This is a genomic window from Nocardia sp. FBN12 (genome assembly GCF_054031145.1).
The window spans coordinates 1,164,095-1,188,117 of sequence record NZ_CM132926.1 but is presented as its reverse complement, the minus strand read 5'-3'; the positions used below and the strand labels follow the sequence as shown (position 1 = coordinate 1,188,117).

Annotated in this window: 24 protein-coding genes and 1 pseudogene; 16 read left to right on the top strand and 9 right to left on the bottom strand. The window is 68.7% G+C overall.

What is annotated here, in order from left to right; genetic code table 11:
* Positions 1-22: 22 nt before the first annotated feature.
* Positions 23-178: a MerR family transcriptional regulator gene (locus tag ACWZHB_RS05945; RefSeq protein ID WP_427906912.1), complete on the bottom strand. Its 156-nt coding sequence runs from the start codon at positions 176-178 to the stop codon at positions 23-25.
* Here ACWZHB_RS05945 and ACWZHB_RS05940 point away from each other — a divergent pair.
* A pseudogene (locus ACWZHB_RS05940) lies at positions 172-330 on the top strand (hypothetical protein); the annotation flags it as partial. The gene ACWZHB_RS05945 and the pseudogene ACWZHB_RS05940 sit on opposite strands and share 7 nt — an antisense overlap.
* A 122-nt stretch (positions 331-452) precedes the next feature.
* Positions 453-881 carry an MBL fold metallo-hydrolase gene (locus ACWZHB_RS05935; protein ID WP_427909397.1) on the top strand — a complete coding sequence of 143 codons (429 nt, stop codon included), beginning with the start codon at positions 453-455 and terminating at the stop codon, positions 879-881.
* 41 nt (positions 882-922) lie between these two features.
* Here the strand turns inward: ACWZHB_RS05935 and ACWZHB_RS05930 are convergent, their stop codons facing one another.
* Entirely contained in the window at positions 923-2,020 is a 1,098-nt protein-coding gene (locus ACWZHB_RS05930) for an FAD-dependent monooxygenase (protein ID WP_427906911.1), read from the bottom strand.
* 78 nt (positions 2,021-2,098) lie between these two features.
* Here ACWZHB_RS05930 and ACWZHB_RS05925 point away from each other — a divergent pair, with 78 nt between their 5' ends.
* From ACWZHB_RS05925 to ACWZHB_RS05910, 4 genes are all read left to right on the top strand, one after another.
* Positions 2,099-2,647 carry a TetR/AcrR family transcriptional regulator gene (locus ACWZHB_RS05925; protein ID WP_427906910.1) on the top strand — a complete coding sequence of 183 codons (549 nt, stop codon included), beginning with the start codon at positions 2,099-2,101 and terminating at the stop codon, positions 2,645-2,647.
* 107 nt (positions 2,648-2,754) lie between these two features.
* A complete protein-coding gene (locus ACWZHB_RS05920) occupies positions 2,755-4,170 on the top strand; it encodes a serine hydrolase domain-containing protein (protein ID WP_427906909.1) in 1,416 nt (471 codons plus the stop codon).
* Complete coding sequence (locus tag ACWZHB_RS05915) at positions 4,167-5,150, top strand: sensor histidine kinase (RefSeq protein ID WP_427906908.1); 984 nt, start codon at positions 4,167-4,169, stop codon at positions 5,148-5,150. The genes ACWZHB_RS05920 and ACWZHB_RS05915 overlap by 4 nt, the downstream gene beginning before the upstream one ends.
* Positions 5,147-5,815: a response regulator gene (locus tag ACWZHB_RS05910; protein WP_427906907.1), complete on the top strand. Its 669-nt coding sequence runs from the start codon at positions 5,147-5,149 to the stop codon at positions 5,813-5,815. The genes ACWZHB_RS05915 and ACWZHB_RS05910 overlap by 4 nt, the downstream gene beginning before the upstream one ends.
* An 8-nt stretch (positions 5,816-5,823) precedes the next feature.
* Here the strand turns inward: ACWZHB_RS05910 and ACWZHB_RS05905 are convergent, their stop codons facing one another.
* The 4 genes from ACWZHB_RS05905 to ACWZHB_RS05890 are packed head-to-tail and all read right to left on the bottom strand — an operon-like array spanning position 5,824 to position 10,818.
* A complete protein-coding gene (locus tag ACWZHB_RS05905; protein WP_427906906.1) occupies positions 5,824-7,263 on the bottom strand; it encodes a GntP family permease in 1,440 nt (479 codons plus the stop codon).
* 10 nt (positions 7,264-7,273) lie between these two features.
* Positions 7,274-7,915 carry a bifunctional 4-hydroxy-2-oxoglutarate aldolase/2-dehydro-3-deoxy-phosphogluconate aldolase gene (locus ACWZHB_RS05900; RefSeq protein ID WP_427906905.1) on the bottom strand — a complete coding sequence of 214 codons (642 nt, stop codon included), beginning with the start codon at positions 7,913-7,915 and terminating at the stop codon, positions 7,274-7,276.
* Complete coding sequence (locus ACWZHB_RS05895; RefSeq protein ID WP_427906904.1) at positions 7,912-9,525, bottom strand: N-acyl-D-amino-acid deacylase family protein; 1,614 nt, start codon at positions 9,523-9,525, stop codon at positions 7,912-7,914. Before ACWZHB_RS05895 ends, ACWZHB_RS05900 begins: the two co-directional genes overlap by 4 nt.
* A 9-nt stretch (positions 9,526-9,534) precedes the next feature.
* A complete protein-coding gene (locus tag ACWZHB_RS05890; RefSeq protein WP_427909093.1) occupies positions 9,535-10,818 on the bottom strand; it encodes a type III PLP-dependent enzyme domain-containing protein in 1,284 nt (427 codons plus the stop codon).
* 158 nt (positions 10,819-10,976) lie between these two features.
* Here ACWZHB_RS05890 and ACWZHB_RS05885 point away from each other — a divergent pair, with 158 nt between their 5' ends.
* The 5 genes from ACWZHB_RS05885 to ACWZHB_RS05865 all read left to right on the top strand — a co-directional run bounded on the left by ACWZHB_RS05885 (position 10,977) and on the right by ACWZHB_RS05865 (position 14,160).
* Positions 10,977-12,011, top strand: a complete 1,035-nt coding sequence (locus tag ACWZHB_RS05885; RefSeq protein WP_427906903.1) for a sugar kinase — start codon at positions 10,977-10,979, stop codon at positions 12,009-12,011.
* Positions 12,008-12,778: an IclR family transcriptional regulator gene (locus tag ACWZHB_RS05880; RefSeq protein WP_427906902.1), complete on the top strand. Its 771-nt coding sequence runs from the start codon at positions 12,008-12,010 to the stop codon at positions 12,776-12,778. Before ACWZHB_RS05885 ends, ACWZHB_RS05880 begins: the two co-directional genes overlap by 4 nt.
* A 5-nt stretch (positions 12,779-12,783) precedes the next feature.
* On the top strand, positions 12,784-13,191 hold the full coding sequence (locus ACWZHB_RS05875; RefSeq protein WP_427906901.1) for a RidA family protein: 408 nt from the start codon (positions 12,784-12,786) through the stop codon (positions 13,189-13,191).
* 106 nt (positions 13,192-13,297) lie between these two features.
* Positions 13,298-13,465 (top strand): hypothetical protein, encoded by a 168-nt coding sequence (locus ACWZHB_RS05870; RefSeq protein ID WP_427906900.1) that lies wholly within the window; start codon positions 13,298-13,300, stop codon positions 13,463-13,465.
* A 221-nt stretch (positions 13,466-13,686) separates the two neighbouring features.
* Positions 13,687-14,160: a cupin domain-containing protein gene (locus ACWZHB_RS05865; RefSeq protein ID WP_427906899.1), complete on the top strand. Its 474-nt coding sequence runs from the start codon at positions 13,687-13,689 to the stop codon at positions 14,158-14,160.
* Positions 14,161-14,351: 191 nt separating this feature from the next.
* Here ACWZHB_RS05865 and ppc read toward each other — a convergent pair whose 3' ends face one another.
* The 3 genes from ppc to ACWZHB_RS05850 all read right to left on the bottom strand — a co-directional run bounded on the left by ppc (position 14,352) and on the right by ACWZHB_RS05850 (position 18,911).
* The gene (ppc, locus tag ACWZHB_RS05860; protein WP_427906898.1) at positions 14,352-17,123 is read right to left on the bottom strand and encodes a phosphoenolpyruvate carboxylase; all 2,772 of its coding nucleotides are present in this window, start codon (positions 17,121-17,123) and stop codon (positions 14,352-14,354) included.
* Between the two features lie 67 nt (positions 17,124-17,190).
* A complete protein-coding gene (locus ACWZHB_RS05855) occupies positions 17,191-17,748 on the bottom strand; it encodes a sugar O-acetyltransferase (protein ID WP_427906897.1) in 558 nt (185 codons plus the stop codon).
* 95 nt (positions 17,749-17,843) lie between these two features.
* Positions 17,844-18,911 (bottom strand): ABC transporter substrate-binding protein, encoded by a 1,068-nt coding sequence (locus ACWZHB_RS05850; RefSeq protein ID WP_427906896.1) that lies wholly within the window; start codon positions 18,909-18,911, stop codon positions 17,844-17,846.
* Between the two features lie 83 nt (positions 18,912-18,994).
* On the opposite strand from ACWZHB_RS05850, the gene ACWZHB_RS05845 reads away from it, so the two are divergent.
* From ACWZHB_RS05845 to ACWZHB_RS05825, 5 genes are all read left to right on the top strand, one after another.
* A complete protein-coding gene (locus ACWZHB_RS05845; protein WP_427906895.1) occupies positions 18,995-20,026 on the top strand; it encodes a FecCD family ABC transporter permease in 1,032 nt (343 codons plus the stop codon).
* Complete coding sequence (locus ACWZHB_RS05840; protein WP_427906894.1) at positions 20,023-21,105, top strand: FecCD family ABC transporter permease; 1,083 nt, start codon at positions 20,023-20,025, stop codon at positions 21,103-21,105. Before ACWZHB_RS05845 ends, ACWZHB_RS05840 begins: the two co-directional genes overlap by 4 nt.
* On the top strand, positions 21,105-21,905 hold the full coding sequence (locus ACWZHB_RS05835; protein WP_427906893.1) for an ABC transporter ATP-binding protein: 801 nt from the start codon (positions 21,105-21,107) through the stop codon (positions 21,903-21,905). The genes ACWZHB_RS05840 and ACWZHB_RS05835 overlap by 1 nt, the downstream gene beginning before the upstream one ends.
* 9 nt (positions 21,906-21,914) lie before the next feature.
* Positions 21,915-22,556, top strand: coding sequence for a TetR/AcrR family transcriptional regulator (locus ACWZHB_RS05830; RefSeq protein ID WP_427906892.1), 642 nt, complete (start codon positions 21,915-21,917; stop codon positions 22,554-22,556).
* Between the two features lie 79 nt (positions 22,557-22,635).
* Complete coding sequence (locus ACWZHB_RS05825) at positions 22,636-24,021, top strand: lipase family protein (protein WP_427906891.1); 1,386 nt, start codon at positions 22,636-22,638, stop codon at positions 24,019-24,021.
* Positions 24,022-24,023: the final 2 nt, after the last annotated feature.

The window sequence follows — 24,023 nt, the reverse complement described above, 5'->3', positions numbered from 1 at the left end:
CGCGAAACCCCCGTGCTGTGCCTCATGGATGAGCCGGCCGACTGAACTCGACGCAGTCCGGGCACTCGTCGACGATCGGGTGGGTGCAGCGCAGCACGTGGGCGAGGAAGTCGATGGTTCGGGTGAGATCGTCGACGCGAGCTTGTAGCTCGGCTTGTTTGTCCGCGAAGGGTGCCACGGTATTCGGCACATCTGCGTCGACGTCTACGACCAGGCGGTGCTCGAGCTCCCCGGATCCTGAGGCTCGCCGTGACGCCACCCGAGGACGTCATCGACATCCGTGAGTCGTTGCAGCGCAGTGGGATCGACGCGAGCACGATCGACTTCGCGCTACCCACGCACCTGCACTGGGACCACATCGCCGGCCTCCTCGATCTCCCCGGCTTGCCTCTGCGGCTGCACCCGCCCGAGCACAGCTGGGCGATGGAAGGACGGGGGCACCGGTCGACGGCGTGCGACGCGCTGTTCGTGAACGACCGCTCGATTTCTACGACCTCGACGGTCCGCCCGTTCTCGCCTTCGACCGCAGCCATGACCTGTTCGGCGACGGCGCGGTGGTCCTCGTCGACCTGTCCGGTCACACCCCGGGCAGCGTCGGCTTGCTCTTACGGACCGACCGGGGCCCGGTCCTGCTCGCGGGCGACGCGATCTGGCACAACCTCCAGGTCGAGGAATTGCGGCAGAAGTCGGGCTACCCGGGCATGCTGGCCGACAACGACCGCACCGAGACCTGGCGAACCGTCCACCGCCTGCACGCGGTCCGCGGCGCTGTCCGCGTCATTCCCAGTCACGACCATCGGGCGGCGTGCGCGTGGAAGGAGGACCCGCACGCGCCCCGGTCGAGGGAGGTCAGACCCCGCTCGCAGCACCGCGACAGCTGATCGCCGGGCTTCGCGGCCGTGCAGGAACGCCGGACCTCGTCTCAACAGGTCCCGTCGAGGATCTCCGCCATGGAACGGAGCTGGATCGAGGTGGGGGTAAGGCGCAATGCCGTGTTGCGGAGAGCAACCAGCGGCCGGGCGGACAATTGGGCGACGGTGCCGATCCGGGCGGAACGTTCGGTGATCATCTGGGTGCGAGGGCGGCGCTCTCGGTCGTATCGGGCGAGTCCGCCGGGTTCGGCTGCCAGCCGGCCGAGGACTACGGCGTCTTCTAGTGCTTGGCAGCCACCCTGGCCGAGGTTCGGTGTCATCGCGTGGGCGGCGTCGCCGAGCAGGGCGATGCGGCCCGCGGTGAAGGTGGGCAGGGCGGGTAGGTCGTAGATATCGTTGTGCAGCACCGCGTTCGGGTCCGTGGCGGCGAGAAGGTCGGGGATCGGCTGATGCCAGTTCCCGAAGAGATCGCGGACTTCGGCGAATTCGCCGTCGGTGTTCTCCGGGGCGTCGTAGACGGCGAAGCAGTAGACGCGACCATCGACGAGCGGGGCGATGCCGAAACGGGCACCGCGACCCCAGGTTTCGCCGAAGTCGGTGAGCTGCTTTTCGCTGTCGACCACCATGCGCCAGGCGGTATAGCCGGCGTAGCGCGGTGCGACTTCGCCGCAGACCGCACGTCGGACGACACTGCGAATTCCGTCGGCTCCGACAATGAGATCGGCGGTGGAAGTACCCGCGTCGTGCACCACCGCCCCGTCGACGGTCACCTCGCGCACCGCCACACCGGTGCGGATAACACCCTCGGGAAGCGCCGCGCGCAGGATGTCCAACAGCCGCGCACGGTGGATCACGACCGGAGCGCCGAACCGCTCACGGAGCGTCGTCACGTCCGTGCGGGAGATCCAGCGCCCGCGGTCGTCCCGAATTCCGGCCGATATCTCGGCCATGCCCTGCCCACGGACCGCGTCGCCGACGCCGAGGGCATCCAGTGCGCGTAAGGCATTGGACCACAGGGAGATCCCCGAACCGACCTCGGTGACCTCCGGAACGCGCTCGAGCACCTGAACCGACCAGCCCCGTCCGACCAGCGCGAGCGCCGCGGCCATTCCGCCGATTCCGCCACCGACGACGATTGCTGTAGACATCGCACACTCCCTCGTTTCCGGTACCACCTGAGCCTACTACGACTGTAGTGTCTAGCACTACGGGCGTAGTATCGGAACGTGCCTACCAAACGCGAACAGGTCCTCGACGCCGCTATCGAGGTGCTGGGCACCGGCGGGTCGCGTGCGCTGACTCACCGCGCGGTCGACCGGTCCGCCGATCTGCCGCCGGGTTCGACGTCGAACTATTTCCGTACTCGCGAGGCGCTGCTCTGCGGTGTCGCCGAACGGCTCGAACACCGCGATCGCGCCGATTGGGAGACACTGAACCGCGCACTCGGCCCCGCTACCGTCGAGCACCTCATCGATGGCCTCGCCCTGTTCCTCACCCATGCGACAACGACCGACCGCATCCGCACGCAGGCACGCCTGGCCCTGTTCGGCGAGTCGCAGACGATGCCCGCGCTCTCCGAGTCACTGCGTCGCGGGCACCAGCGGCTGCGGGCGTGGGCAGCCGAGATGGCCGCTGCTGTCGGTATGGCCGCGACCGATACCGGCATCCTGGTCGACTATCTCGACGGCGCGGTCGTACACCGGCTGACCGGCGCGGAAGACGGCAAGGACCCCCGCGAAGCGCTCGCCCGGCTGACGCGCGCGCTCCTCGAGTGATCGACGCCGACCGGTCGATCTCGCCCGGCATTTCCCGACTTTCGTCTAGGCGGATGGTCGCCGTTCGTCGGATTCGATCCCGGCGCATCGTTTCTAACGTTTCGGCTATGCATCGTGTACTGATCACGGCCGTCCTGCTGCTCGGACTGGTCGTTGCATCGAGCGCCGCGGCCGCGCCCGCACCGCCCGAGTTCTCTCCTGCTGCGATCGACGCCTATCTGGCGGAGGCGATGGATTCGACCGGGCTGCCGGGAGTCTCCGTGGTGGTCACCCATGGCGACACCGTCGTGCACGCCACCGGCGCCGGTCGGGATTCGCGCGGGGAGCCGATCACCGCGGACTCGCCGATGCGGATCGCTTCGCTGAGCAAGTCGATCACCGCGACCGCGGTGATGATGCTGGTCGACGACGGGCGGCTCGCGCTGGACGCGCCGGTGGTCGAGCAGTTGCCCGAGTTCCGGATGGCCGACGCGCGGGCGGAGCGGATCACCGTGCGGCACCTGCTGAATCAGACCTCGGGACTGTCGGATCGGACGGTGGACATCGGCGCCGCCGACGCGGCGGGGTCACTGACCGATTACGTCGCGACCTTGCGCACCGGCGAACTGGGGGCCGAGCCGGGCAGCCGGTGGGCCTACTGCAATGTCAACTACGACATCGCGGCACGACTGGTGGAAGTGGCGAGCGGTCGCAGCTTCGGCGGCTTTCTGCGCGAGCGCGTCTTCGGCCCGCTCGGCATGACCGCCAGCGGCACCGACGCCGACCTCCCCGCACCGCCTGACGGATTCAATTCACTGTTCGGGCAGTGGATTTCACGGCCGGATCTCGTCGGATTCGAAGGTGGCGGAGCGGGCTCGGTCATCACGACGGCAGCGGATATGGGCCGCTGGCTGATCAGCAACACCGGCAACGGCCCGCGACTCGTCACCGCGCAGAGCCTGACCACGATGCACACGCCGGTTCTGCACCGGTACGGAATGGGTTGGGGCACAGAGGAAGAAGGCGATCTTCTCGTCCATTCCGGAAACCTCTTCACCTACAACGCCGCGCAGGCGATCGACCCGGACACCGGATACGGCTTCGCGGTGATGACCAACAGCGCCGGACTCGCCGAGGACACCTACCCGATCATGCTCGGCCTGGCCGCGATGAGCCGTGGCGAGACGCCCGCAGTGCCCGGGCACACCCGACTGTGGACCGAGTTCGCGCTCGCGGCGACCGCGGTGGCCGCGCTCGGGCTCGGTGTACTCGGCGCGGTCCGGGCGCGACGGTGGGCGCGCGCCAGGCTGGCGACATCGATCTGGTCGACCGGTGCACGGCTATTGCCCGCACTGGCTCCGGTCCTGCTGTTCGCCGGTTTCCCCGTGGTCATCTCGATCATCATGAGCGGGCGAACGGTCACCTGGGCGCAACTGAGCTACTACGCGCCGCTTCCGATCGCGGCAGGCGTCGCCGCGGTGGCCGGGCTGGTCACCGCGGTGGCTCGGCTGTATCAGCTGCGATCGGTAAGGTCGGGCGAATGAGGAACGGGGTCGCGTTGGTGCTGCTCGCGGCAGCAGCGCAGATCAACGGACTGTTCCTCGATGATCTTCCGATGTGGCGACAGGCGCTGTATCCGGCGCTCGGCGTGCTCGCGTATCTGCACGGACGACGGCTGCCGTTCCCGCGCGAATGGACGGTGCTCGCCGCGCTGGCGGTGCCGGCAGTCGTGTCGACGCTGGTCGATTTCTCGATCGGCAGTGGTGTGCTCGGGTCGTTCGTTCTCGCGTGTGAGCTGCCGTGGTCGGCGGGCCGGTTCCGGCGCCAGCAGGCCGAACTGCTGGCGGCGAGCGCCGAGCGCGTGACCCATCTCGAACACGAGCAGCGGCTGATCGCCGAGCGGGCCGAACTGCGCGAACGCACCCGGATCGCCGCGGACATCCATGACAGCCTCGGCCATGATCTGGCACTGATCGCACTGCGGGCCGGTGCGCTCGAACTGGCGGGCGATCTGTCCGAGCAGAACCGGCAAGCGGCCGCCGAGCTCCGTGCCGCCGCGGCGACGGCCACCGATCGGCTCCGGAGCACGATCGGGGTGCTGCGGCAGGCAGGCCCGATCGACCCGCACATCGAGCACGTGACCACTGTTGTCGACAGTGCCCGCAGCGCCGGAATGGTCGTCACCACACACGGTTTCGATGGACCGCCGATGCCTGCGCACATCGAGCGGACCATGTCCTACATCGTGCGCGAGTCGTTGACGAATGCCGCGCGCCATGCCCCCGGCGCCGCAGTCGCGATCCGCGTGGAGCGCACACCGACGCTGGTCGTCGTGACGATCGACAACCCACGGATCGACACGCCGAGCGCGGCAACAGACTCTGCGCTGGGAACCGGCAACGGCCTCACGGGCCTTCGTGACCGAGTTCGCCTGTTGGACGGCACCCTGCACGCGAACGCCGAGAACGGCCGTTTCGTCGTCCGCGCCCAGATCCCACTCGACCGAAACGAGAGAAGCCGATGACGATCCGGGTGCTGCTCGCCGATGACGAACCGTTGATCCGCGCCGGAGTCAAGGCCATCCTGGCGACCGACCCGGAGATCGACGTGATCGCCGAGGCAGGCGACGGGCGCGAGGCCGTCGAGCTGGCCCGCCACCACCGTCCCGATATCGCGCTGCTCGACATCCGGATGCCACGATCGGACGGACTGGGCGCCGCCGCAGAACTACGTACCACCCTGCCCGCGACGAAGGTGGTCCTGCTGACCACCTTCGACGAGGACGACTACGTCGACGCCGCCATGACGCACGGCGTCGACGGTTTCCTGCTCAAGGCCGCCGACCCTCGCGAACTTCTCCTCGGCATCCGGGCCGTGGCGGGCGGCGCGGCCTACCTGTCCCCGCGCATCGCGCAGAAGGTCATCGCCCGCTCCGGTCACGCCGCGCCCACCGTCGCCGCGGCGCGTCGTCGCGTCGAGACGCTGACCGACCGTGAACGAGACGTGCTCGCTCTGCTCGGGCGTGGGCTGTCGAACGCCGACATCGGCCGCGCGCTGTTCCTCGCCGAGGCGACGGTGAAATTCCACGTGAGCGCGATCCTGCGGCGGCTCCAGGTGGACAACCGGGTGCAGGCCGCGATCCTGGCATACGAAGCCGGACTGTCCCGTGGGGACAGCCCGGCGCGGTAAGACCGTCGTCAGACGATCGAGAACAGCAAGGCCGCGACCGCGAAACTCACCACCGACAGGATGGTTTCGAGCACCGTCCAGGTTTGCAGCGTCTGCTTCACCGTCATGTTGAAGTACTTCGCGATGATCCAGAAACCGCCGTCGTTGACGTGGCTGAGAATGATCGAGCCCGCCGCGATCGCCATGGCGATCAACGCGATCGACATCTGCGAGTAGCCCTGCTCGGCGACCAACGGGGCGACGATGCCGCCGGTGGTGACGATGGCGACCGTCGCCGAACCCTGCGCGATGCGCAGTCCGCAGCTGATCAGGTACGCCAGCACGATGATCGGCAGACCCGCCGCCGACATCGTGTCGGCCAGTGCCGAGCCGATGCCGGTGGCCGAGATGACCTTGCCGAAGAAGGCGCCCGCGCCGACCACCAGCAGCACCATGCCGACCGGCTTGAGCGATTCGGCGGTGATGGTGCTCAGTTCCTGCACGGTCGAACCGCGCCGGATCCCGAGCAGATAGAACGCGACGAGCACGGTGATGAGCAACGCGACCGCGGGGGTGCCGAAGAAGGTGAGCACCTGCAGCAGCGCCGAATCCTTGTCGAGGAGTTGGTAACCGAAGGTGGCGCCGAGGATCAGCACCAGCGGAATCGCGATGATCGCCCCGATCAAGGCCACCGAGGGCGGCGACTTGGTGAGCACGGCGGTCGCACCGGAGCCGTCGGGATCGCCGGAATCGTCGGAGGGTTCCGGTTCCAGCGGCACGAACTCCTCGGGCACCGAAACCATCACGCGCTTACCGATATAGCTGCCCCAGACGATGCCCGCGGCGATGAAACCCGGTATGCCGCAGACGAATCCCATCACGATCAACCAACCGAGGCTCACCCCGAGCAGGCCACCGAGCGCGACGGGACCGGGGTGCGGCGGCAGGAACGCGTGCGTCATCGACAGACCGGCCAGCATCGGCATCGCATAGAGCACCAGCGAACGCCCACCGCGCTTGGCGGCGACATAGATCAGCGGCGCGAGCACGAAGATGCCGATGTCGAAGAACACCGGGATGCCGAAGATGAGACCGAGCAGGCCCATCGCGACGGGAGCGCCCTTCTCGCCGAACATCTTCAGCAACTTGTCGGTGAGAACGTCGGCGCCACCGGATCTTTCGAGGATGGCGCCGAGTACGGTGCCCAAGCCGATGATCACCGCGATATGGCCGAGGATGCCACCGAATCCTGTTTCCAGTAGTGACTCACCGGCTTTCAGCGGTGTGCCCACGATCTGGGCGATCGGCAGCCCGGCGGCCAGCGCCAAGAGAAGCCCGGTCAGCAGCAGCGCGACGAACGGCTCCAGTTTGACCTTGATAATGGCGATGAGTAGTACAGCGATCGCGAGACCGCACAGCACCAGCAACCCGGGGGTGGTGGTGCGCAACCAGTCGATGGTGGCGCCCATGGAAAACCTCTCAATCAAGCGAATGGACGAAGTGCGCGGCTTTGGAGCCGATGTGGGACCAGCGCGCGGCCTCGACGTCGGTCGGGGCGACCACTTCGGTGCCCGCGGTGACGGCGATCGCGCCCGCTCGGAGAAAATCGCGGGCGTTGTGCGAATTCACGCCGCCGGAGGGGATCAGGAACATGTGCGGGAACGGCCCGAGCAGATCCTTGAAGTACTGCGGGCCGAGCGCGCGCGCCGGGAAGATCTTGACCGCCGCGGCCCCCATCTCCGCCGCGGCGAGGACTTCCGACGGGGTGAAGGCGCCCATGATCACCGGAACACTGTGTGCCGCAGCGACTTCGGCGACCTCTGGGCGCAGCGCGGGTGTCACCAGGAACCGGGCGCCGACCTCGATGGCGGCTTCGGCCTGCTCGCGGGTGGTGACGGTGCCGACGCCGATCACAGCATCGGTGGCAGCGGTCGCCTTGCTGATCGCGTCGAGCACACCGAGGGTGGTGAAGGTCAGTTCGACCGCCCGCAGACCGGCGCCCGCGAGCGCCGAGGCCAGCGCGGCCGGGTCGGGGATCGCGGGGGCGCGGACCACCGTGAGGGCGCGGTCCGCGCGAATCACGTCCATGGCCTCCGACGACGAGCTGAGCATCGGGTTCATCGGGTTTGCTCCTTCGTGGTGTCCAAGCGCAGGGCGCGACCGGCGCGCGCTCCGGTCGCGGTGCCGTCCTCCAGCGCGAATTCGCCGTTGACCAGCACGTGCTGGATGCCACGGGCCTGCTGTTGGGGGTGGTCGAATGTTGCCGTGTCGTGGATCGTCGTCGGATCGAAGACGACGAGGTCGGCGGCGTAGCCGGGCCGGATCAGGCCACGTTCGGCCAGTCGCAGCCGGGCGGCCGGACGGCCGGTGAGGTGGTGCACGCAGTCCTCCAGTTCGAGAACGCCCAGCTCCCGGACATAGCGCGCGAGGTAGCGCGGGAAGGTGCCCCAGGCACGCGGGTGCGGTCGGGCGCCCACGAGCAGACCGTCGCTGCCGCCCATGTGGCCGGGGTCGACCATGATGGCGCGCACGTTCTCCTCGTGGCCGACGTGCTGCAGGATCGTGGTGGCGAGCTGATCGCGGCGCAGCAGGTCGAAGAACACTTCCGCCGGGGCGATGCCGCGTTCGGCGGCGAGCTCGGCCACCGTGCGGCCCACCGTGTCCGACAGCGCGTCGTCGCCGACCCCGCTGATCTGGATGGTCTCCCATTCGACGGTGACGCCGTGGCAGCCGTCGGACCCGTTGACGTCGACATCTTCGGTGATCCTGGCGCGCTCGGCCGGATCGTCGAGGCGGGCCAGTGCGGCGTCGGGACCGCCCGACATCGCCCAACTGGGCAGCAGCGCGGACAGGGTGGTCGAGCCGGGTAGGTACGGGTAGGTGTCGAGGGTGATGTCGCAACCGTCGGTCCGGGCCTGGGCGATCATCGCGAGGAATTCGGGTGCGCGGCCGCGGTTCACGCCGAAGTTCATGGTGGCGTGGGTCAGGTGCAGTGCGCACCCGGTGGCCTTCGCCAGACCGATCATCTCCGCGTAGGCCTCGAGCGCGCCTGCACCATAGGAGCGGGTGTGCGGTGCGTAGAAGCCGCCATAGGACGCGACCACGGCGCACAGCGCGGCGAGTTCGCCGGTGTCGGCGTACATTCCGGGCGTGTAGGTGAGACCGCTCGACATGCCGACGGCGCCCTGTTCGAACCCCTCCGACAGCAGCGCGCACATCCGGTCGATCTCGGCGGCGGTGGCCACCCGCTGCTCGCTGCCGACGACGAGCATGCGCAGGGTGCCCTGCGGTACCAGGTAGGCGGCATTGGGCGTGATGCCCTGGTCGAGGCGGTCAAGGTATTGCGCGACGGTGCGCCAGCTGAAGTCGAAGTCGGCCGGGTTGCCGTTCCAGCCCGCGATCTGCTTGCGCACCACCGCGAGGGCGGCGTCGTCGATGGGTGCGTAGGACAGGCCGTCCTGGCCGATCACCTCGGTGGTGACACCCTGGGTGATCTTCGGGAAATGGTCGGGGTGGGTGAGCAGGTAGAGGTCGGAGTGCGCGTGCATGTCGATGAACCCGGGCGTGAGGACCGACCCCGGTTGCACCGCAACGACTCTCGCGTCGGACTCGACGGTGCCTGGAGGTGCGATCTCGGTGATGCGGCCGTCGCGGACCACGACGTCGCCGCGGGTTCGTGGGGCGCCGGTGCCGTCGATGATATCGATGTCACGAAAGAGCAAGTGCGTCATGGTCATCCGTCAGAAGTAGGTGCGGATCAGGTCGACCACGCGCGGGTCGGTCGCGTCGGCGCTGTCGATCACGGGGATGCGGCGCCACTTGTCGAACGCGGTGCAGGGATGGGAGAGACCGAGGCGCACGACCGAGCCGACCGGGAGATCGCCTGCATCGGCACCGGGCATCCGCAGGAAGGTGTGCTGGTCGTTCAGCGCGGTGACCACGGCGTTCGGCGGGAGCGCGCCACCGAGGGCGAGTTGGGGTACCGGCAGACCTTCGTCGAAGGGGAAGTCGCGTTTGCCGCCGTCGAGCAGGGCGAGTTCCGGCTCGGGCCGGGAGACCACCCGGGCCCAGCCGTGCATGGCCGAACGAAGGCCGGGATCCTTCGCGGGCGCGGCGAGCGGGGAAATGCCCGCGTAGAAGCCGTCGTCGTGGACGACGTAGGCGCCGCTGCGCAGCACCACGGTGGTCGCCACACTGCTGGAACCAGCAAGTCCGGCGAGTTCCTCGACGACGAGTTCGGGATAGGCGCTGCCACCCGCGGTGAGGACCGCCGGACCCGAATAGGCGCCCGCCGCACCGAGTTCGGTGTGCAACGCGGCCAATTCACCGAGGTAGCCGCGCACCGCCGCGACACCCTCGGTGCTGCGATCGTGAGCCAGTGCGCCCTCGTACCCCGCGACACCGGCCAGGCTCAGACGCTCACTCGCGCCGATCGCCGCGGCGACCGCATGCGCTTCGGTACGGGTGCGGGCGCCGGTCCGGCCGTGCGGTCCACCCAGCTCGACCAGCACTCGCACCCGCGGACCCGCGGCGGTCTCGCGCAGGATCTTGTCCATCAGTTCCACGGTGGCGACGCCGTCGGCCCAGCAGTAGAACTCGAAGTCGGCGCCGCGCGCCGATTCCGCCGCGGCCCACGCCAATCCGACCGGATCGACCAGGGTGTTGGCGAGCATGATCCGGCCGACCCCGAACGAGCGCGCGAGCTGCGCCTGCCACGCGGTGGCCAGGGTGATCCCCCACGACCCGGCTACGAGCTGCTCGCGCCACAGCTGCGGTGCCATTGTCGTCTTGCCGTGCGGGGCGAGCGCGACACCCGCCGCGGCGGTCCACTCGGCCATGAGGTCACGGTTCGCGTCGAGCCTGCCGCGATCGAGGGTGAGCAACGGCGTCTGCCACTGATCGAGTCGCGGTGCGCCGGCGAGATATTCGCGCACGGTGCTCCCCCACGCCGCGGGCGGCGCGCTCTTGTCACGGGGTCCGAGCAACTCGTCGGCGAGGGCGTCCACGACGTCGTTGTCGATGATCACAGCATCCCTTTCTTCTCGACCGAACCCGGATTGGCGGGCCGATCAGTTATATCGACTAAACATTGCACGATATGCAACGGCGGTTGCGCTGAATGTTTCTGCTCGTTATTGTGCATCCAGAAGGCAGTGACCGCAAGCACGAAAGGGCGAATAAGGTGACCCAGGCAACAACCACTCAGCCCAGGGCGGTCACCGTGGGCGAGGGATTGGCCGTGCTGATCGCGGGCGCGGGGCCGCTGGAACAGTCCGCGCAGTTCGATCGCGGGGCGGGCGGCGCGGAGGCCAATGTGGCCGTGGTGCTCGCCCAACTCGGCGTCTCGGCGGCCTGGCTGTCACGGGTCGGCGACGACGGATTCGGGCGGTACCTGGTCGCCGAACTCAGCGCGCAGGGGGTCGATGTCACAGCAGTCGCGGTCGATCCGGCGCGGCCCACCGGCCTCTACGTCAAGGAGCGTGGCGCGGGCTCCGGCGCGGCCAACGACCTGGGTGCCGAGACCAGCCGCATGCACTACTACCGCACGGGTTCGGCGGCCAGCGCGCTGTCCCCGGCCGACCTCGGGGCACAAGCCGCCTTGCTCGACGGCGCCGATCTCGTGCACTTCACCGGTATCACCCCGGCACTCTCGGGATCGGCGAGCGAACTCACCCGCGCGCTGCTCGCGCGGCCACGGCACGGGATGGTCAGCTTCGACCTGAATTACCGTCCGGCAGTGTGGGGTTCGCGCATCGACGAGGCCGCCGACCAGCTCGACGCACATATCCGGAGCGCGGATGTGGTGTTCCTCGGCGCCGACGAGGCCGAGGAGATCTTCGGCACCGGCGACCCGGCCGCCTTGCGCGCCTTGTTCCCCGAGCCCGCTCAGCTGATCGTCAAGAACGACAAGCACACGGTCACCGGCTTCGAGGGCGCGTCCTCGATCGACGTGCCCGCGCTGACCCTCGAGATCACCGAACGCATCGGCGCCGGTGACGCCTTCGCCGGCGGTTACCTCGCCGCCCTCCTGCACGGCGCCGACCTGCGCACCAGGCTCAGATACGGCCACTTGTGCGCCGCGGCGGCGCTGACCGCCACCGGCGATTCGGCGAAACTGCCGCCGCCCCAGGATATTCAACGCCTCGCGATGCTCGCGGACGCAACCTGGGCCACTCTGCGCTACCCGGCGGCGCTGGATGAAACGATCAGCGCATGAGTCAAAGCGTGTCGCGGGCCCTGTCCATTCTCATCGCCCTCGGCGAGAACTCGCAGTCGCTCGACGAGCTCGCCGTCCGGCTCGGCGTCCACAAGTCGACGGTGCTGCGCCTGCTGCAGACCATGCAGGCCGATCGGTTTGTCGTGCGCGACAACGCGCACCGCTATTCGCTGGGCACCCGGATGTTCGAATTGGCAAGTCGCGCACTGGAGAACCGTGATGTACGCACCGTCGCCCGCCCGCACCTGAGCGCGCTGGGCGCGGCCACCGGGCAGACCGTACACCTGGCCGCCTACGAATCCGGCGACGCCGTCTACATCGACAAGGTCGACGCCGAGCAGGCCGTGCGGATGTACTCGCGCATCGGCAGGCCGGCACCGCTGCACTGCACCGCGGTCGGCAAGGTGCTCGTCGCCGCCCTGCCACGCGGCGAATGGGCCGCGGTGGCAGCACGATTGGACTACCACCCCTTCACCACCCGCACCCTGCGCACCCCCGAGCAGTACCTGGCCGAGTTGAAACTCGTTGCCGCGCAGGGTTTCGCCGAAGACCACGAGGAACACGAGAGCTTCGTCAACTGCATCGGCGTCGGCGTGCGCGACGGAATCGGTTCCGTGGTCGCCGCCGTGTCGGTCTCGGTTCCCGATGTACTGCTCGACCATGATCAGGTGCTGGCACTGTTGCCGCAGGTCAGGGCGACGGCCGACGCTATCTCCACCGAACTCGGCTGGGACCCCCGCCGAGACGTCACCGCGAGGAAAGGCTGAACCACATGTCCGACAAGACCGCCGTGCGCACCTCCGACGCCCCGGCGCCCGCCCACACCTTCTCCCAGGGCGTGCGCAAGGGCCCGTTCGTCCAGGTTTCCGGCCAGGGCCCGGTGGATCCCGAGACCAGCGAGTACCTGCACCAGGGCGATGTCGCCGCCCAGACCACCCGCACCCTGATGAACGTCAAGGCGATCATCGACGCCTCCGGCGCCACCTTCGACGATGTGATGATGCTGCGCGTCTACCTCACCAAGCGCGAGGACTTCGCGATCATGAACGAGGCGTACGGCGAGTTCGTCACCAAGCACACCAGCAACGGCGTGCTGCCCGCACGCACCACCGTATTCACCGGCCTGCCGCGCGCGGAGATGCTGGTGGAGATCGACGCGATCGCCGTCGTCACCGCCTGAACCCGCACGATTCCCGCCATGTCGTAGACGTCGTCGGCCCGTGCGTGTTGAGATGGGGACACCCCCGCACGGGGGTGTTCGCCCCGTCCTACCCGAGGATCAGCCTATGTTCGCCACGTTCGCCCGCCCGCTCGCCGTCGCCGCCCTCGCCCTTTCCGTGACCGCGATCGGCGCCGGAACCGCATCGGCCGCCCCCGCGCAGCCGGTCGTCGGCTCGGTGTCGATCTGCACCGGCATCCCGATCGGGCCGTTCACCGTCAGCGTCTGCCTGTAGCCGGCGACTCGAGTTCGCCCGGCCGGCGGTGAGGATCCGCCACGTGTCGCGGCGCGACTCGAACCCGGCCGCACCGGTCGGCACATCGGGGATGCGGGTGTTGGCGTTGTACACGATCCGGCGGACCCGGCCGCGGCTGCGGCCGCGGCCACGTTCGCCGCGAACTCAGCGACCGCGGAGGTGTAGTCCAACGGAGCGGTGTACACGACGACATCGGCGCCTTGCTGCCCGACCGGTCGCCCGGTGCGTCCGGGGTACTCACGCTCGGTGACGCCACGGCGAACCCGGTGGGTCGAATGCTGTGCGCGGGTCTGGATTACGACCCCACCGCAGAACAACTCCTGTACCGGCTACTGCCCGATGTCCTGATCGTGCGAGCGCATCAGCTGGCAGGCCAGCAGTTGCTCCAGCACCTCCTCGCGGGAATTCTCGACGAATCCGACAGCCCGGGAGCCGGCGCAGAGACAGTGCGACTGCGCGCTTTCGAGCTGGCCTCCGTGCTCGGGCTGCGACTTGCGCTCGCCACCACCGACACCGGGCTCGGGCGGGCGATCCGCAATCCCAGACTGGCCCCGGCCCTGGTGGCGATCAACACTCACTTCGAGCAGTCATGGACCGTGCCGACACTCGCCGGCCTGAGCGGCATGTCCGAATCGACGTTTCACCCGCGAGTTCACCGCCACGGTAGGCACTAGCCCCGCGGCCTATCTGCGCGCCCGCAGACTGCTGGAACCAAGCGCCTCCTGGCGGAGACGACGCTGCCGCTCGAGCAGATATCGGAGGCTGTCGGCTACAGCAGTACCGTCGGCCTGCATCAGGCTTTCGTTCGCGAATGCCGGGTGACGCCGGGCGCGACTGCGGTCGGCGCGGTGACCGTGCGGGCGAGCTAGCCCGAGTTACGCAAGGCGGTGGCCAGGCCGTTCATGGTGAGCAGGATGCCCCGTTTCACCAGTTCGGCATCGTCACCGCCGCGCAGCCGGGCCAGCAGGTCGACCTGGAGCTGGTTCAGCGGCTCCAGGTAGGGGAAGCGGTTGTGGATCGACTCGGCCAGTGACGGGTTGTCGCTGAGGAGTTCGGTGTGGCCGGTGACTGCCAGGTACATGCGGATGGTGCGGGCGTGTTCGTCGGCGATCATGGCGAAGATGTTCGCGCGCAGGGTTTCGTCGGTGACGAGTTCGGCGTAGCGGGCGGCGATGTCGAGGTCGCTCTTGGCCATCACCTGAGCCAGGTTCGACAGCACGGTGTTGAAGAACGGCCAGCGCTGGTAGAGGTCGGTGAGACGGGCGAGGCGGGCCGGGTCGTCGCCGACCCAGTCTTCGAGTGCGGTGCCGGTGCCGTACCAACCGGGCAGCATGACTCTGGCCTGGCTCCAGGCCATCACCCAGGGGATGGCGCGCAGGTCAGAGACCGAATTGGTGGGTTTGCGGGAGGCGGGGCGGCTGCCGATATTGAGGTCGCCGACCTCGGCGACCGGGGTGGATTCGCGGAAGTACTCGACGAAGCCGGGGGTGTCGTGCACCAGGTTCGCGTAGGCGGCGCGAGCGCGGGCGGCGAGGTCGTCGAGAAGTTCATACGCCGGTTCGGCGTCGTCGCCGAGGCCCTCCACGTCGAGTAGCGTCGATTCCAGCGTGCCCGCGATCAGCGATTCCAGATTGCGATGTGCCGCACCGGATTCGGAGTACTTCGCGGCGATCACCTCGCCCTGCTCGGTCAGCCGCAGCGAACCTCGCACCGCGCCCGCGGGCTGGGCCAGGATGGCGTCGTAGCTGCGGCCGCCGCCGCGACCGACGGTGCCGCCGCGACCGTGGAACAGCCGCAACCGGATGCCCGCTTTCCCGGCCACCTCCACCAGATCGAGTTCCGCGCGGTAGAGCGCCCAGTTCGCGGCGAGATACCCGCCGTCCTTGTTGGAATCGGAGTAGCCGAGCATGACTTCCTGGCGCATGCCCGCCGCCTCGACCAGCTCGCGATACACCGGAACCTCCAGTACCGCGGCCAGAGTCGACGCACCGGCGCTCAGATCCTCGATGGTTTCGAACAGCGGGACGATGCCGACGGGACAGCTCGGCGCGGTGTCGGCGGTGCCGGGGTCGAGGATGCCTGCTTCCTTCAGCAGCAAGGCCGCTTCGAGCATGTCACTGACCGACGTGCACATGCTGATGATGTAGTTCGGGATGGCGGCCGCGCCGAAGGTATCGATGACCTCCTTGGCGGCACCGAGGACGCCGAGTTCCTTGGTCGCGAGCTCGCTCAGCTGGGCGTTGGGGCCGAGAAGTGGTCGGCGCGTGCGCAATTCAGCGGCGAGCAACTCGACACGTCCGGCTTCGGACAAGCTCGGGTAGTCGGCGTGCACACCCGACCACGCCAGCAGTTCGGTGACCACCTGTTCGTGTACCTCGGAGTTCTGGCGCATATCCAGGCCCTGGAGGTGGAAGCCGAAGGTTTCGATGGCGTGGCGCAGGGCGGCCAGGCGGTCGTCGGCGAGCAGTCCGTCGCCGCTGGCGCGCATGGATTCGTCGAGCGCGTCGAGGTCGTCCAGGACGGATTGGGGTGTCGGATACGGGGCGGCTTCGTCATCGAGGCCGTGCTCGGGCAGTTCGCCGAGTGCGAGCTCGGCGGTGGCGCTGAGGCGGGCCCGAATCGCGTGCAGCGCACGGCGGTACGGCTCATCGGCGAACAGGCCGGGGTCGGGATAACCGGCTGCCGCGAGCTCCGCGACCCGGGGCGTCACCTGCACCAGTCGAGCCGATTGCGACAGGGTCTTCTCGAGTTCGACCAGCTCTTCGAGGTACCGGCCGAAGGCGTACGCGGCGGCCTGTTCGGCGGCGGTGTGCACGACTTCCGCGGTGACGAACGGGTTTCCGTCGCGATCGCCGCCGATCCACGAGCCGGGGCGCAGAATCGGGCGCGGCAGGAGATCTTCGGCGGGCCAGCGGGCCCGCAGCGCCGCACGCACCTGCGCGTTGATCGCGGGGATCACGTCGTAGAGAGTGAGGTCGTAGTAGCGCAGGCCGACGGAGATCTCGTCCTGGATCCGCAAGCGCGCCAACCGGATCAGCGCCGTGCGCCACAGCGTGAGCACTTCGCGGCGGATCCGCAGTTCGGATTCGTCGAGGCCGGGCTCGCCGGGTTCGAGGCGGCGGCGCACCCGCATCAGCTCGGTGATCTTGGACTGCACGTCGAAGACGGTGCGTCTGCGGGTCTCGGTCGGGTGCGCGGTGATCACCGGGGACACGAGTGCGTCGGTGAGCAGATCGGCCACCGTCGAGCCGTCGAGACCGGCCGCGTCGAGCTTGTCGTAGGTGGCCTCCAAGGAGGAGTCCTGTGGTGGCTCGCCCGCCGCCACGTGCACCGCACGGCGTCGATCGCGCTGGATGTCCTCGGCCAGATTGGCCAGCAGCACGAAGTAGCTGAACGCCCGGATCAGCGGAATCGCGACCTCGGTGGGGGTGCCGTCGAGCATGTCGGCGACGGCGCTGCGCTCAACCTCCTCGCGGCGCACCCGGAACGCCTCGATGCGGACGCGCTCGATCAGATCGAACACCTCGGGACCCTCGTGGTCGCGGATGGTGTCGCCCAGGATGCCGCCGAGGAAGCGGATGTCCTCGCGCAGCGGCCTGGTTGCTTCGGGTTCCATCTCGATTCGCGATTCGCCCATGGTCAGACAGTATGGCCGCGGACCCGCGGGCGCGACCCGACACCGCGCCCCGCATGTCGCACGCGACCTAGAGTTGCCTGATCACCCGCGCCGGATTGCCCGCCGCGAAGACCCGATCCGGCAGATCACGGGTCACCACACTGCCCGCGCCGACCACCACGTCGTCCCCGATGGTCACGCCGGGGCACACGATCACGCCGCCGCCGAACCAGGCGTTGTTCCCGATCCGGATCGGTGCGGCGGATTCCCAACGCTGCCTGCGCTTTTCGTGATCGTCCATCGGATGCAGCGCGGTGAGCAGCTGACACCGGGGCCCGATCGAACAATCGTCCCCGATGGTGATCGACGCGCAGTCGAGCAGGATCGCGTCGTAGTTGAGAAAACTGTTGGCACCGATCTCGATCAGATACCCGTAATCGCACTGGAAGCGCGGCATGATCCACGACCCCTCCCCCAGTTTGCCGAGGAGATCACCGAGCACCTCGGTCCGCCGACCGGTCTCGTCGGGCCCGGTGCGATTGAACTCATCGCACAACCGTTGCGCCCGTTGCCGTTCGGCCACGAGCTCTGGATCGTTGTCCTTGTACAGCTCCCCCGCCAGCATCCGCTGCTTCTGTTCGCCCATCTCGCCGAGTGTAGGGCCGCCGACCGGAGTCGCGCGTTCGCTGCTGTCCGCCCGCCTCGCCGAGGATGGGGGCGGGCGAACAGGCAGCGGTCGGCCTACTTCGCCGGGTCGACCTGGAAGGTCTTGGCGATGTCGTCGAGGACCGAGTGGGCGCCGGTGAGGCCGACGGAGGTCAGCCAGACCAGGTCGTCGACCGGAGTTACCTTGCCGCGCAGCTGGTTCCACAGCGGGTTGGCCTCGGCGGCCGCCTTGCGCTGGGTGGCGGCGTCTTCACCGTTGCTGGTGAGGAAGACGTAGTCGGCGTCGGCGTCGAGGAGACGCTCGGGGCTCAGCGTGATCGAGAAGTCGTTCTTCGGGTCGGTGGACTTGTCCGGCTGGTTCAGGCCGGTGTCGGCGAAGATGTCGCCGACGAAGCTCACCCGCTGCATCAGCCGGTCTTCCTTGGGCAGGAAGCGCAGCAGCGACACGGTGGGCGCGGTGCCGCCGTTCTTCTCCTTGATCGCCGCGCCGATCTTGGCGGCGCGGTCCTGGTACGCGGCGAGCTTGGCCTTGGCGAGATTCTCCTTGTCGACCGCCTTGGCGAGCAGCAGGAGGTTTTCCTTCCAGGTGGCGCCGGTGGTCTGACTGAACACGACCGGGACCGTGCCTGAACCGAGCTTGATGCCCTTGAACTGCTCGTACTGCTTCTCGTGGCGCACCTTCGCCGACACGATCAGGTCCGGGCGAGCGCCGGCCAGCTTCTCGATATCGGGGGTCTGCAGGTTGCCGATGTTCACCGCGCGGCCCCCGCAGGTCTGGGCCGAGGCACCGAGGAACGCGGGCAGCTTCTCGCCCATGGACTGGTACGTCGTGTACGCGACCAGTTCGGTGTTCAGCACCAGGGCGGCGTCGACGAACGTCTGGTCCAGGGCCGCGACCCGGACCGGGCGGGTGGTGATGGTTGCCGGGTCGACCACGGTGCCGACATCGGTACCCGCCGCGTCCTTGACCGCGCCCTTCTCGATGGTGCGCGGGTAGGCACCGCCGTCGAGGTTGCTCGCGGTATCGCAATCGCTGCCCGCGGCGCCGGTGGTTGCCCGGTCCTGGCCACACGCGGACAGACTCAGTACGGCTGCGGCGACTACCGCGGCGGCGGCGAGCCGGCGGCTCAGAGGGGTATTCATCGACGTCTCCCGAGTGATTCAGATGTTCGTAGGGTTGCTAACCTAGCGAAGCCTTACCTAATTACCAACTACGAAGAGGGATAGTGACCGCACCGCCGCCCGGAGCCGTGTTCGCCAACACGCGGTCTCGCCGGTTGCTACTCATCGCCGGATTATCGGCCGCGATGCTCGCAGCCGTCCTGCTCAGCTTGGCCATCGGCTCCAAATTCATTGCCCCCCTAGATGTTTTGCAGGCGCTCGGCGGCACGACCGACACCGAGACCGGCGCGATCGTCAACGGTCTCCGTCTGCCGCGCACCCTGCTGGGGATCCTCGCCGGGCTCGCGCTCGGCGTCGCGGGGGCCGTGATCCAGGGTCACACCAGAAACCCGCTCGCGGACCCGGCACTGCTCGGCATCACCCAGGGCGCGGCACTCGGCATCGTCCTGGCGGTGATGGTCGGCGGCATCTCCAGCCTGTTCGGCTATGTGTGGTTCGGCTTCGCCGGTGCGCTGATCGCCACCATCACCGTGTTCGTCATCGGCACGACAGGGCGCGGCGGTCCCACCCCGGTGACCCTGGCCCTGGCCGGCGCCGCCGTCAGCTACCTGCTGCAGGGCCTGATCTCGGCGGTGGTGCTGTTCGACACCGATGTCACCGACATCTACCGCTTCTGGAAGGCCGGTTCGCTGGTCGGGTCCAATCTCGATCTGCTCGGCAAGGCGGCACCGTTCGTCGCGGTCGGGATCGCGCTCGCCCTGGCCAATACCTCCGCGCTCAACGCGCTCAGCCTCGGCGAGGACACTGCCCGCGCACTCGGTCATCGCGTGACCCTGGCTCGCACCGTCGGCATCGGCTCGATCGTGCTGCTCACCGGTGCGGTCGTGGCGATCGCCGGACCGCTTGGCTTCGTCGGCCTCGTCGTTCCGCACCTGGCGCGCGGCATCACCGGACCCGATTACCGCTGGCTCGTCCCCGTCGCCGGACTGCTCGGTGTGGTCATGGTGCTGGTCGCCGACATCGCGGGCCGGCTGGTGCTGGACAAGGGCGAACTGCCCGCGGGCATCATGCTCGCCTTCGTCGGCGTCCCGTTCTTCATCGTGTTGGTCCGCCGCCGGAAGCTGGTGAGCATATGAGTACCGTCCGGGCGGTCCGGCTGGGGCCGGTGTCCTGGCAGCTGCGCATGCGCACGACGGCGGTCCTGTTGCTCGGCGTCGCGATCCTCGGCGCCACGAGTTGTGTCGCGCTGGCGCTGGGCACCTACACGATGCCCGACGGCGGCGCGGTCACGCCGTTCGACGTGCTCGCGGTGCTCACCGGTGGTGGTGACGACGGTCTCGCCTACGTGGTGTGGGATCTGCGGCTGCCCCGGATTCTCACCGGCGCGCTGGTCGGCGCGGCCCTCGCGCTGTCCGGCGCGATCACCCAGGGCATCGCGCGAAACCCGCTGTCCAGTCCCGATATTCTCGGCGTCACCGCCGGGTCGAGCGTCGCCGCTGTCGCGGTGATCGCCCTGTCCGGCAGCCGCGGCCAGATCAGTGGCGCCGTGGCCGAGATCGGGGTGCCCGTCGCGTCCATGCTCGGCGGATTGCTCGCGGCGCTCGGCGTTTTCGTGCTGGCCTGGCGCGGCGGGATCGAAGGCTATCGACTCGTACTCGTCGGCCTCGGCGCCGGTTCACTGCTCTCCAGCGTGACCTTCTGGCTACTCAGCGTCGGCGAGGTCGATATCGCGACGCGGGCGGTGACCTGGCTGACCGGCAGCCTCAACGGCAGCGGCTGGATCCAGGTGACACCGGTGGCGATCGCCCTCGCCGTCCTGGTTCCGGTGGTCCTCGCGGGCACCCATCTACTCGGCGCCCTGCACTTCGGTGACGACACCGCCCGCTCGCTCGGCGTGCGCCTCAACGCCGCCCGCCTGACACTGCTGGTACTGGCCGTGCTGCTCGCCGGCGTCGCCACGGCCTCGGCGGGCGCCATCATCTTCATCGCGCTCGCGGTACCGCAGGTGGCGCTGCGGCTCACCGGTTCGGCGCAACCACCGCTGCTCACCTCGGCGATGCTCGGCGCGGCCTTCACCGTCACCGCCGATCTCGTCGCCCGCACGCTGCTCCCCGCGGGCGAACTCCCCGTCGGGGTGATCACCGCCGTGCTCGGCGCGCCCTATCTGATCTATCTGTTGATGCGGCGCAATCGTGCCGGGAAAGCGGGCGTGTGATGACCGTTCGGCTGCAAGCCAGCGACTTGACCCTCGGCTACGGACCGACCACTGTCGTGGACGGGCTCGACCTGGACGTCACCGGCGGCACCATCACCGCGGTGATCGGACCCAACGGGTGCGGAAAATCCACGCTGCTGCGCGCGATGGCCCGGCTGATGCGCCCCGCGGGCGGTCATGTCCACCTCGACGGCAAACGCATCGACCGGATGTCGACCAAGGAAGTGGCGCGCGTGCTCGGCATCCTGCCCCAATCACCGCTCGCCCCCGAAGGTCTCACCGTCAGCGATCTGGTCGCCCGCGGGAGGCACCCGCACCAGCGCTGGTACCGCCAGTGGTCACAGGACGACGAGTCCGCCATCACCGAGGCACTGACCTGGACCGACATGGTCGAGTTCGCCGACCGCTCGCTCGACGAACTGTCCGGCGGGCAACGCCAGCGCGCCTGGATCTCGATGGCGCTGGCCCAGAACACCGACTTGCTCCTGCTCGACGAACCCACCACCTTCCTCGATCTCGCGCACCAGATCGAGGTGCTCGACCTGGTCCGGCGCCTCCACGCCGAAGCGGACCGGACGGTGGTGATGGTGCTGCACGATCTGAACCTCGCCGCGCGCTACGCCCATCGACTGGTCGCGATGCGAGCGGGCCGCGTGGTTGCCGCCGGAACGCCCGCCGAAGTCCTCACCGAAGACGTGGTGGCGGAGGTGTTCGGGCTACGCGCGAAGGTGATCGAGGACCCGGTCACCGGCACCCCGCTGGTGGTCCCGATCGGACCCGTGGACGCCACGACCTCGTAGGGTCATGGGGTGACATCTGCACGGACCCGACACAACTACACCGGCACCTCGGTCGCCGAGCGACAGGTCGAGCGCCGGGCACTGTTCATCGACGCGGGGCTGACCGTTTTCGCGGAGAAATCCTATGCCAACAGTTCGCTGACCGACGTGTGCGCGGCGGCGGGGTTGTCGCGCAGGCAGTTCTACGAGCAGTTCGCCGGGCGCGAGGAATTGCTCGTCGCGGTGTACGACTTCGTGCAGGACAAAGCCGGGGCTGCGGTGGCCGCGGCGCTGGCGGCGGCGGAGTCCGACGAGCTGCGCACGCTCATCGATGCGGCAGTGCGGGCCTATGCGAAGGCGATCACCGACGACATCCGGTGTGCCAAAGTCGCGTTCGTCGACATCGTCGGCGTGAGTCCCGAGATCGAGGCGTACCGGGCGCAGGTCAGGGACCGGTGGGGCGAGGTGGTCACCGCGATCGCCGCCGGGCGCGACGGCGTGCGGATGCCGCCCGGCGGCTGGCGGGTACCGATGGCGGCGTTCATCGGCGCCGTGAACGGTGCGGTGCACCAGTGGAGCCTCGACGACCCGCGTCCGCCCGTCGACGAGCTGGTAGAGGTCTTCTCCACCATCCTGAACGCCCTGATTTCGGCGGGAACTCCCGCCGGGTGATTGCGATCCACACCACACCCGTGTCATAGTTGCCGCTATTGAGACGAAGGAGTCTCAATTCATGTGAGGACTGTGCGCGATGAGATCTCCCTTCGTTCGACGATGGCTCGCCCTTGCCACCGGTTTGCTCGCGGCCGCGACGGTTGTGACAGCCGGGCCCGCTCCGGCCGAGCCGGCGGCGCCCGCACCCGCACCGGTGATTCCGTTGCCACCGGAACTGGATCCGGGCTTCTACCTGCCACCCGCCGACGTGGTGGCGGCGACGGAGCCGGGTGCGATCATCGCGGTCCGGCAGGTTCGGGTCGCCGATTTCGGGCTGCTGCCGATCGATGTGGACGCGTGGCAGGTGTCGTATCGCTCCAACAACAGCCGCGACGAGGCGATCCCCGCGGTCGCCACCGTGATCAAGCCGCGCGGGCAGGCGCCGTCGCCGCGCAAACTGCTGTCGGTGCAGCTGGCCGAGGACTCGACCGCCGGGTACTGCGCGCCTTCTTATGCGCTACAGCACCTTTCGGTCGCCCCGTTGGCGGGCCAGATCGTGGTGCCCGCCGAATTCCTGTTCGCACAGGCCGCGTTGTCGCAGGGTTGGGCCGTGGTGGTCCCGGATCATCAGGGTCCGTATTCGGCCTACGCGGCCGGGCCGTTGGCGGGCCGGATCACCCTGGACGGCATTCGCGCGGCCACCGGGTTCGCACCGCTCGAGGTGGGCGCGAACGGGCCGGTCGGGCTCTACGGCTACTCCGGCGGTTCCATCGCGACCGGCCACGCCGCCGAACTGCACGCCTCCTACGCACCCGAACTGAACATCGTGGGTGCCGCCGAAGGTGGCGTCGGTGCGGATCTCGGTGCGGCACTGCAGATGTCGAACAATCAGCTCACCTCCGGTCTCGTGTTCGCCGCCGTCCTCGGACTCACCCGCGAGTACCCCGATTTCGCCGCCTACCTCGATCAGCGGCTCGACCCGCTCGGCAAGGCGCTGTTCGCGATCAAATCGCCGCTGTGCGTGCAGTATCAGTCGGCGCTGCTGCCCTTCCTCAACCTGACCGGCATGATCGGCTCCGACGGCAATCCCCTGGATGATCCGCCGGTCGCCACCATGATCGCCGACACCCGCATGGGCAAGTCGGTACCCGGCATGCCGTTGTTCGTCTGGCATTCCGCGTGGGACGAGATCCTGCCCCTCGCCGCCACCGACACCCTGGTCGACACCTACTGCCGCGATCCGAACACCTCACTCACCTACACCCGCGACCACGCCAGCGAGCACATCGTCGCGGAAGTGGTCGGCGGCCCGGCCGCCCTGCTCTGGCTGCGCGACCGCCTCGACGGCGTCCCGGCCCCCGCCGGCTGCACCATCTCCGACGCGGGCACCATGGCCGCCACCCCGGGCGCCCTCGGCTTCCTCGGCGACGCACTCTCCGCGAAGTTCGCGTCCCTCTTCGGAATGCCGCTCGGCAGCCGCTGACG

What these genes read in the sequence shown, in the direction of transcription:
- ACWZHB_RS05930 (WP_427906911.1), bottom strand. Translation starts at nt 2,020, where the DNA reads ATGTCTACAGCAATCGTCGTCGGTGGCGGAATCGGCGGAATGGCCGCG.
- ACWZHB_RS05920 (WP_427906909.1), top strand. Translation starts at nt 2,755, where the DNA reads ATGCATCGTGTACTGATCACGGCCGTCCTGCTGCTCGGACTGGTCGTT.
- ACWZHB_RS05915 (WP_427906908.1), top strand. Translation starts at nt 4,167, where the DNA reads ATGAGGAACGGGGTCGCGTTGGTGCTGCTCGCGGCAGCAGCGCAGATC.
- ACWZHB_RS05910 (WP_427906907.1), top strand. Translation starts at nt 5,147, where the DNA reads ATGACGATCCGGGTGCTGCTCGCCGATGACGAACCGTTGATCCGCGCC.
- ACWZHB_RS05905 (WP_427906906.1), bottom strand. Translation starts at nt 7,263, where the DNA reads ATGGGCGCCACCATCGACTGGTTGCGCACCACCACCCCCGGGTTGCTG.
- ACWZHB_RS05900 (WP_427906905.1), bottom strand. Translation starts at nt 7,915, where the DNA reads ATGAACCCGATGCTCAGCTCGTCGTCGGAGGCCATGGACGTGATTCGC.
- ACWZHB_RS05895 (WP_427906904.1), bottom strand. Translation starts at nt 9,525, where the DNA reads ATGACGCACTTGCTCTTTCGTGACATCGATATCATCGACGGCACCGGC.
- ACWZHB_RS05880 (WP_427906902.1), top strand. Translation starts at nt 12,008, where the DNA reads ATGAGTCAAAGCGTGTCGCGGGCCCTGTCCATTCTCATCGCCCTCGGC.
- ACWZHB_RS05875 (WP_427906901.1), top strand. Translation starts at nt 12,784, where the DNA reads ATGTCCGACAAGACCGCCGTGCGCACCTCCGACGCCCCGGCGCCCGCC.
- ACWZHB_RS05870 (WP_427906900.1), top strand. Translation starts at nt 13,298, where the DNA reads ATGTTCGCCACGTTCGCCCGCCCGCTCGCCGTCGCCGCCCTCGCCCTT.
- ppc (WP_427906898.1), bottom strand. Translation starts at nt 17,123, where the DNA reads ATGGGCGAATCGCGAATCGAGATGGAACCCGAAGCAACCAGGCCGCTG.
- ACWZHB_RS05855 (WP_427906897.1), bottom strand. Translation starts at nt 17,748, where the DNA reads ATGGGCGAACAGAAGCAGCGGATGCTGGCGGGGGAGCTGTACAAGGAC.
- ACWZHB_RS05850 (WP_427906896.1), bottom strand. Translation starts at nt 18,911, where the DNA reads ATGAATACCCCTCTGAGCCGCCGGCTCGCCGCCGCCGCGGTAGTCGCC.
- ACWZHB_RS05840 (WP_427906894.1), top strand. Translation starts at nt 20,023, where the DNA reads ATGAGTACCGTCCGGGCGGTCCGGCTGGGGCCGGTGTCCTGGCAGCTG.
- ACWZHB_RS05835 (WP_427906893.1), top strand. Translation starts at nt 21,105, where the DNA reads ATGACCGTTCGGCTGCAAGCCAGCGACTTGACCCTCGGCTACGGACCG.
- ACWZHB_RS05825 (WP_427906891.1), top strand. Translation starts at nt 22,636, where the DNA reads ATGAGATCTCCCTTCGTTCGACGATGGCTCGCCCTTGCCACCGGTTTG.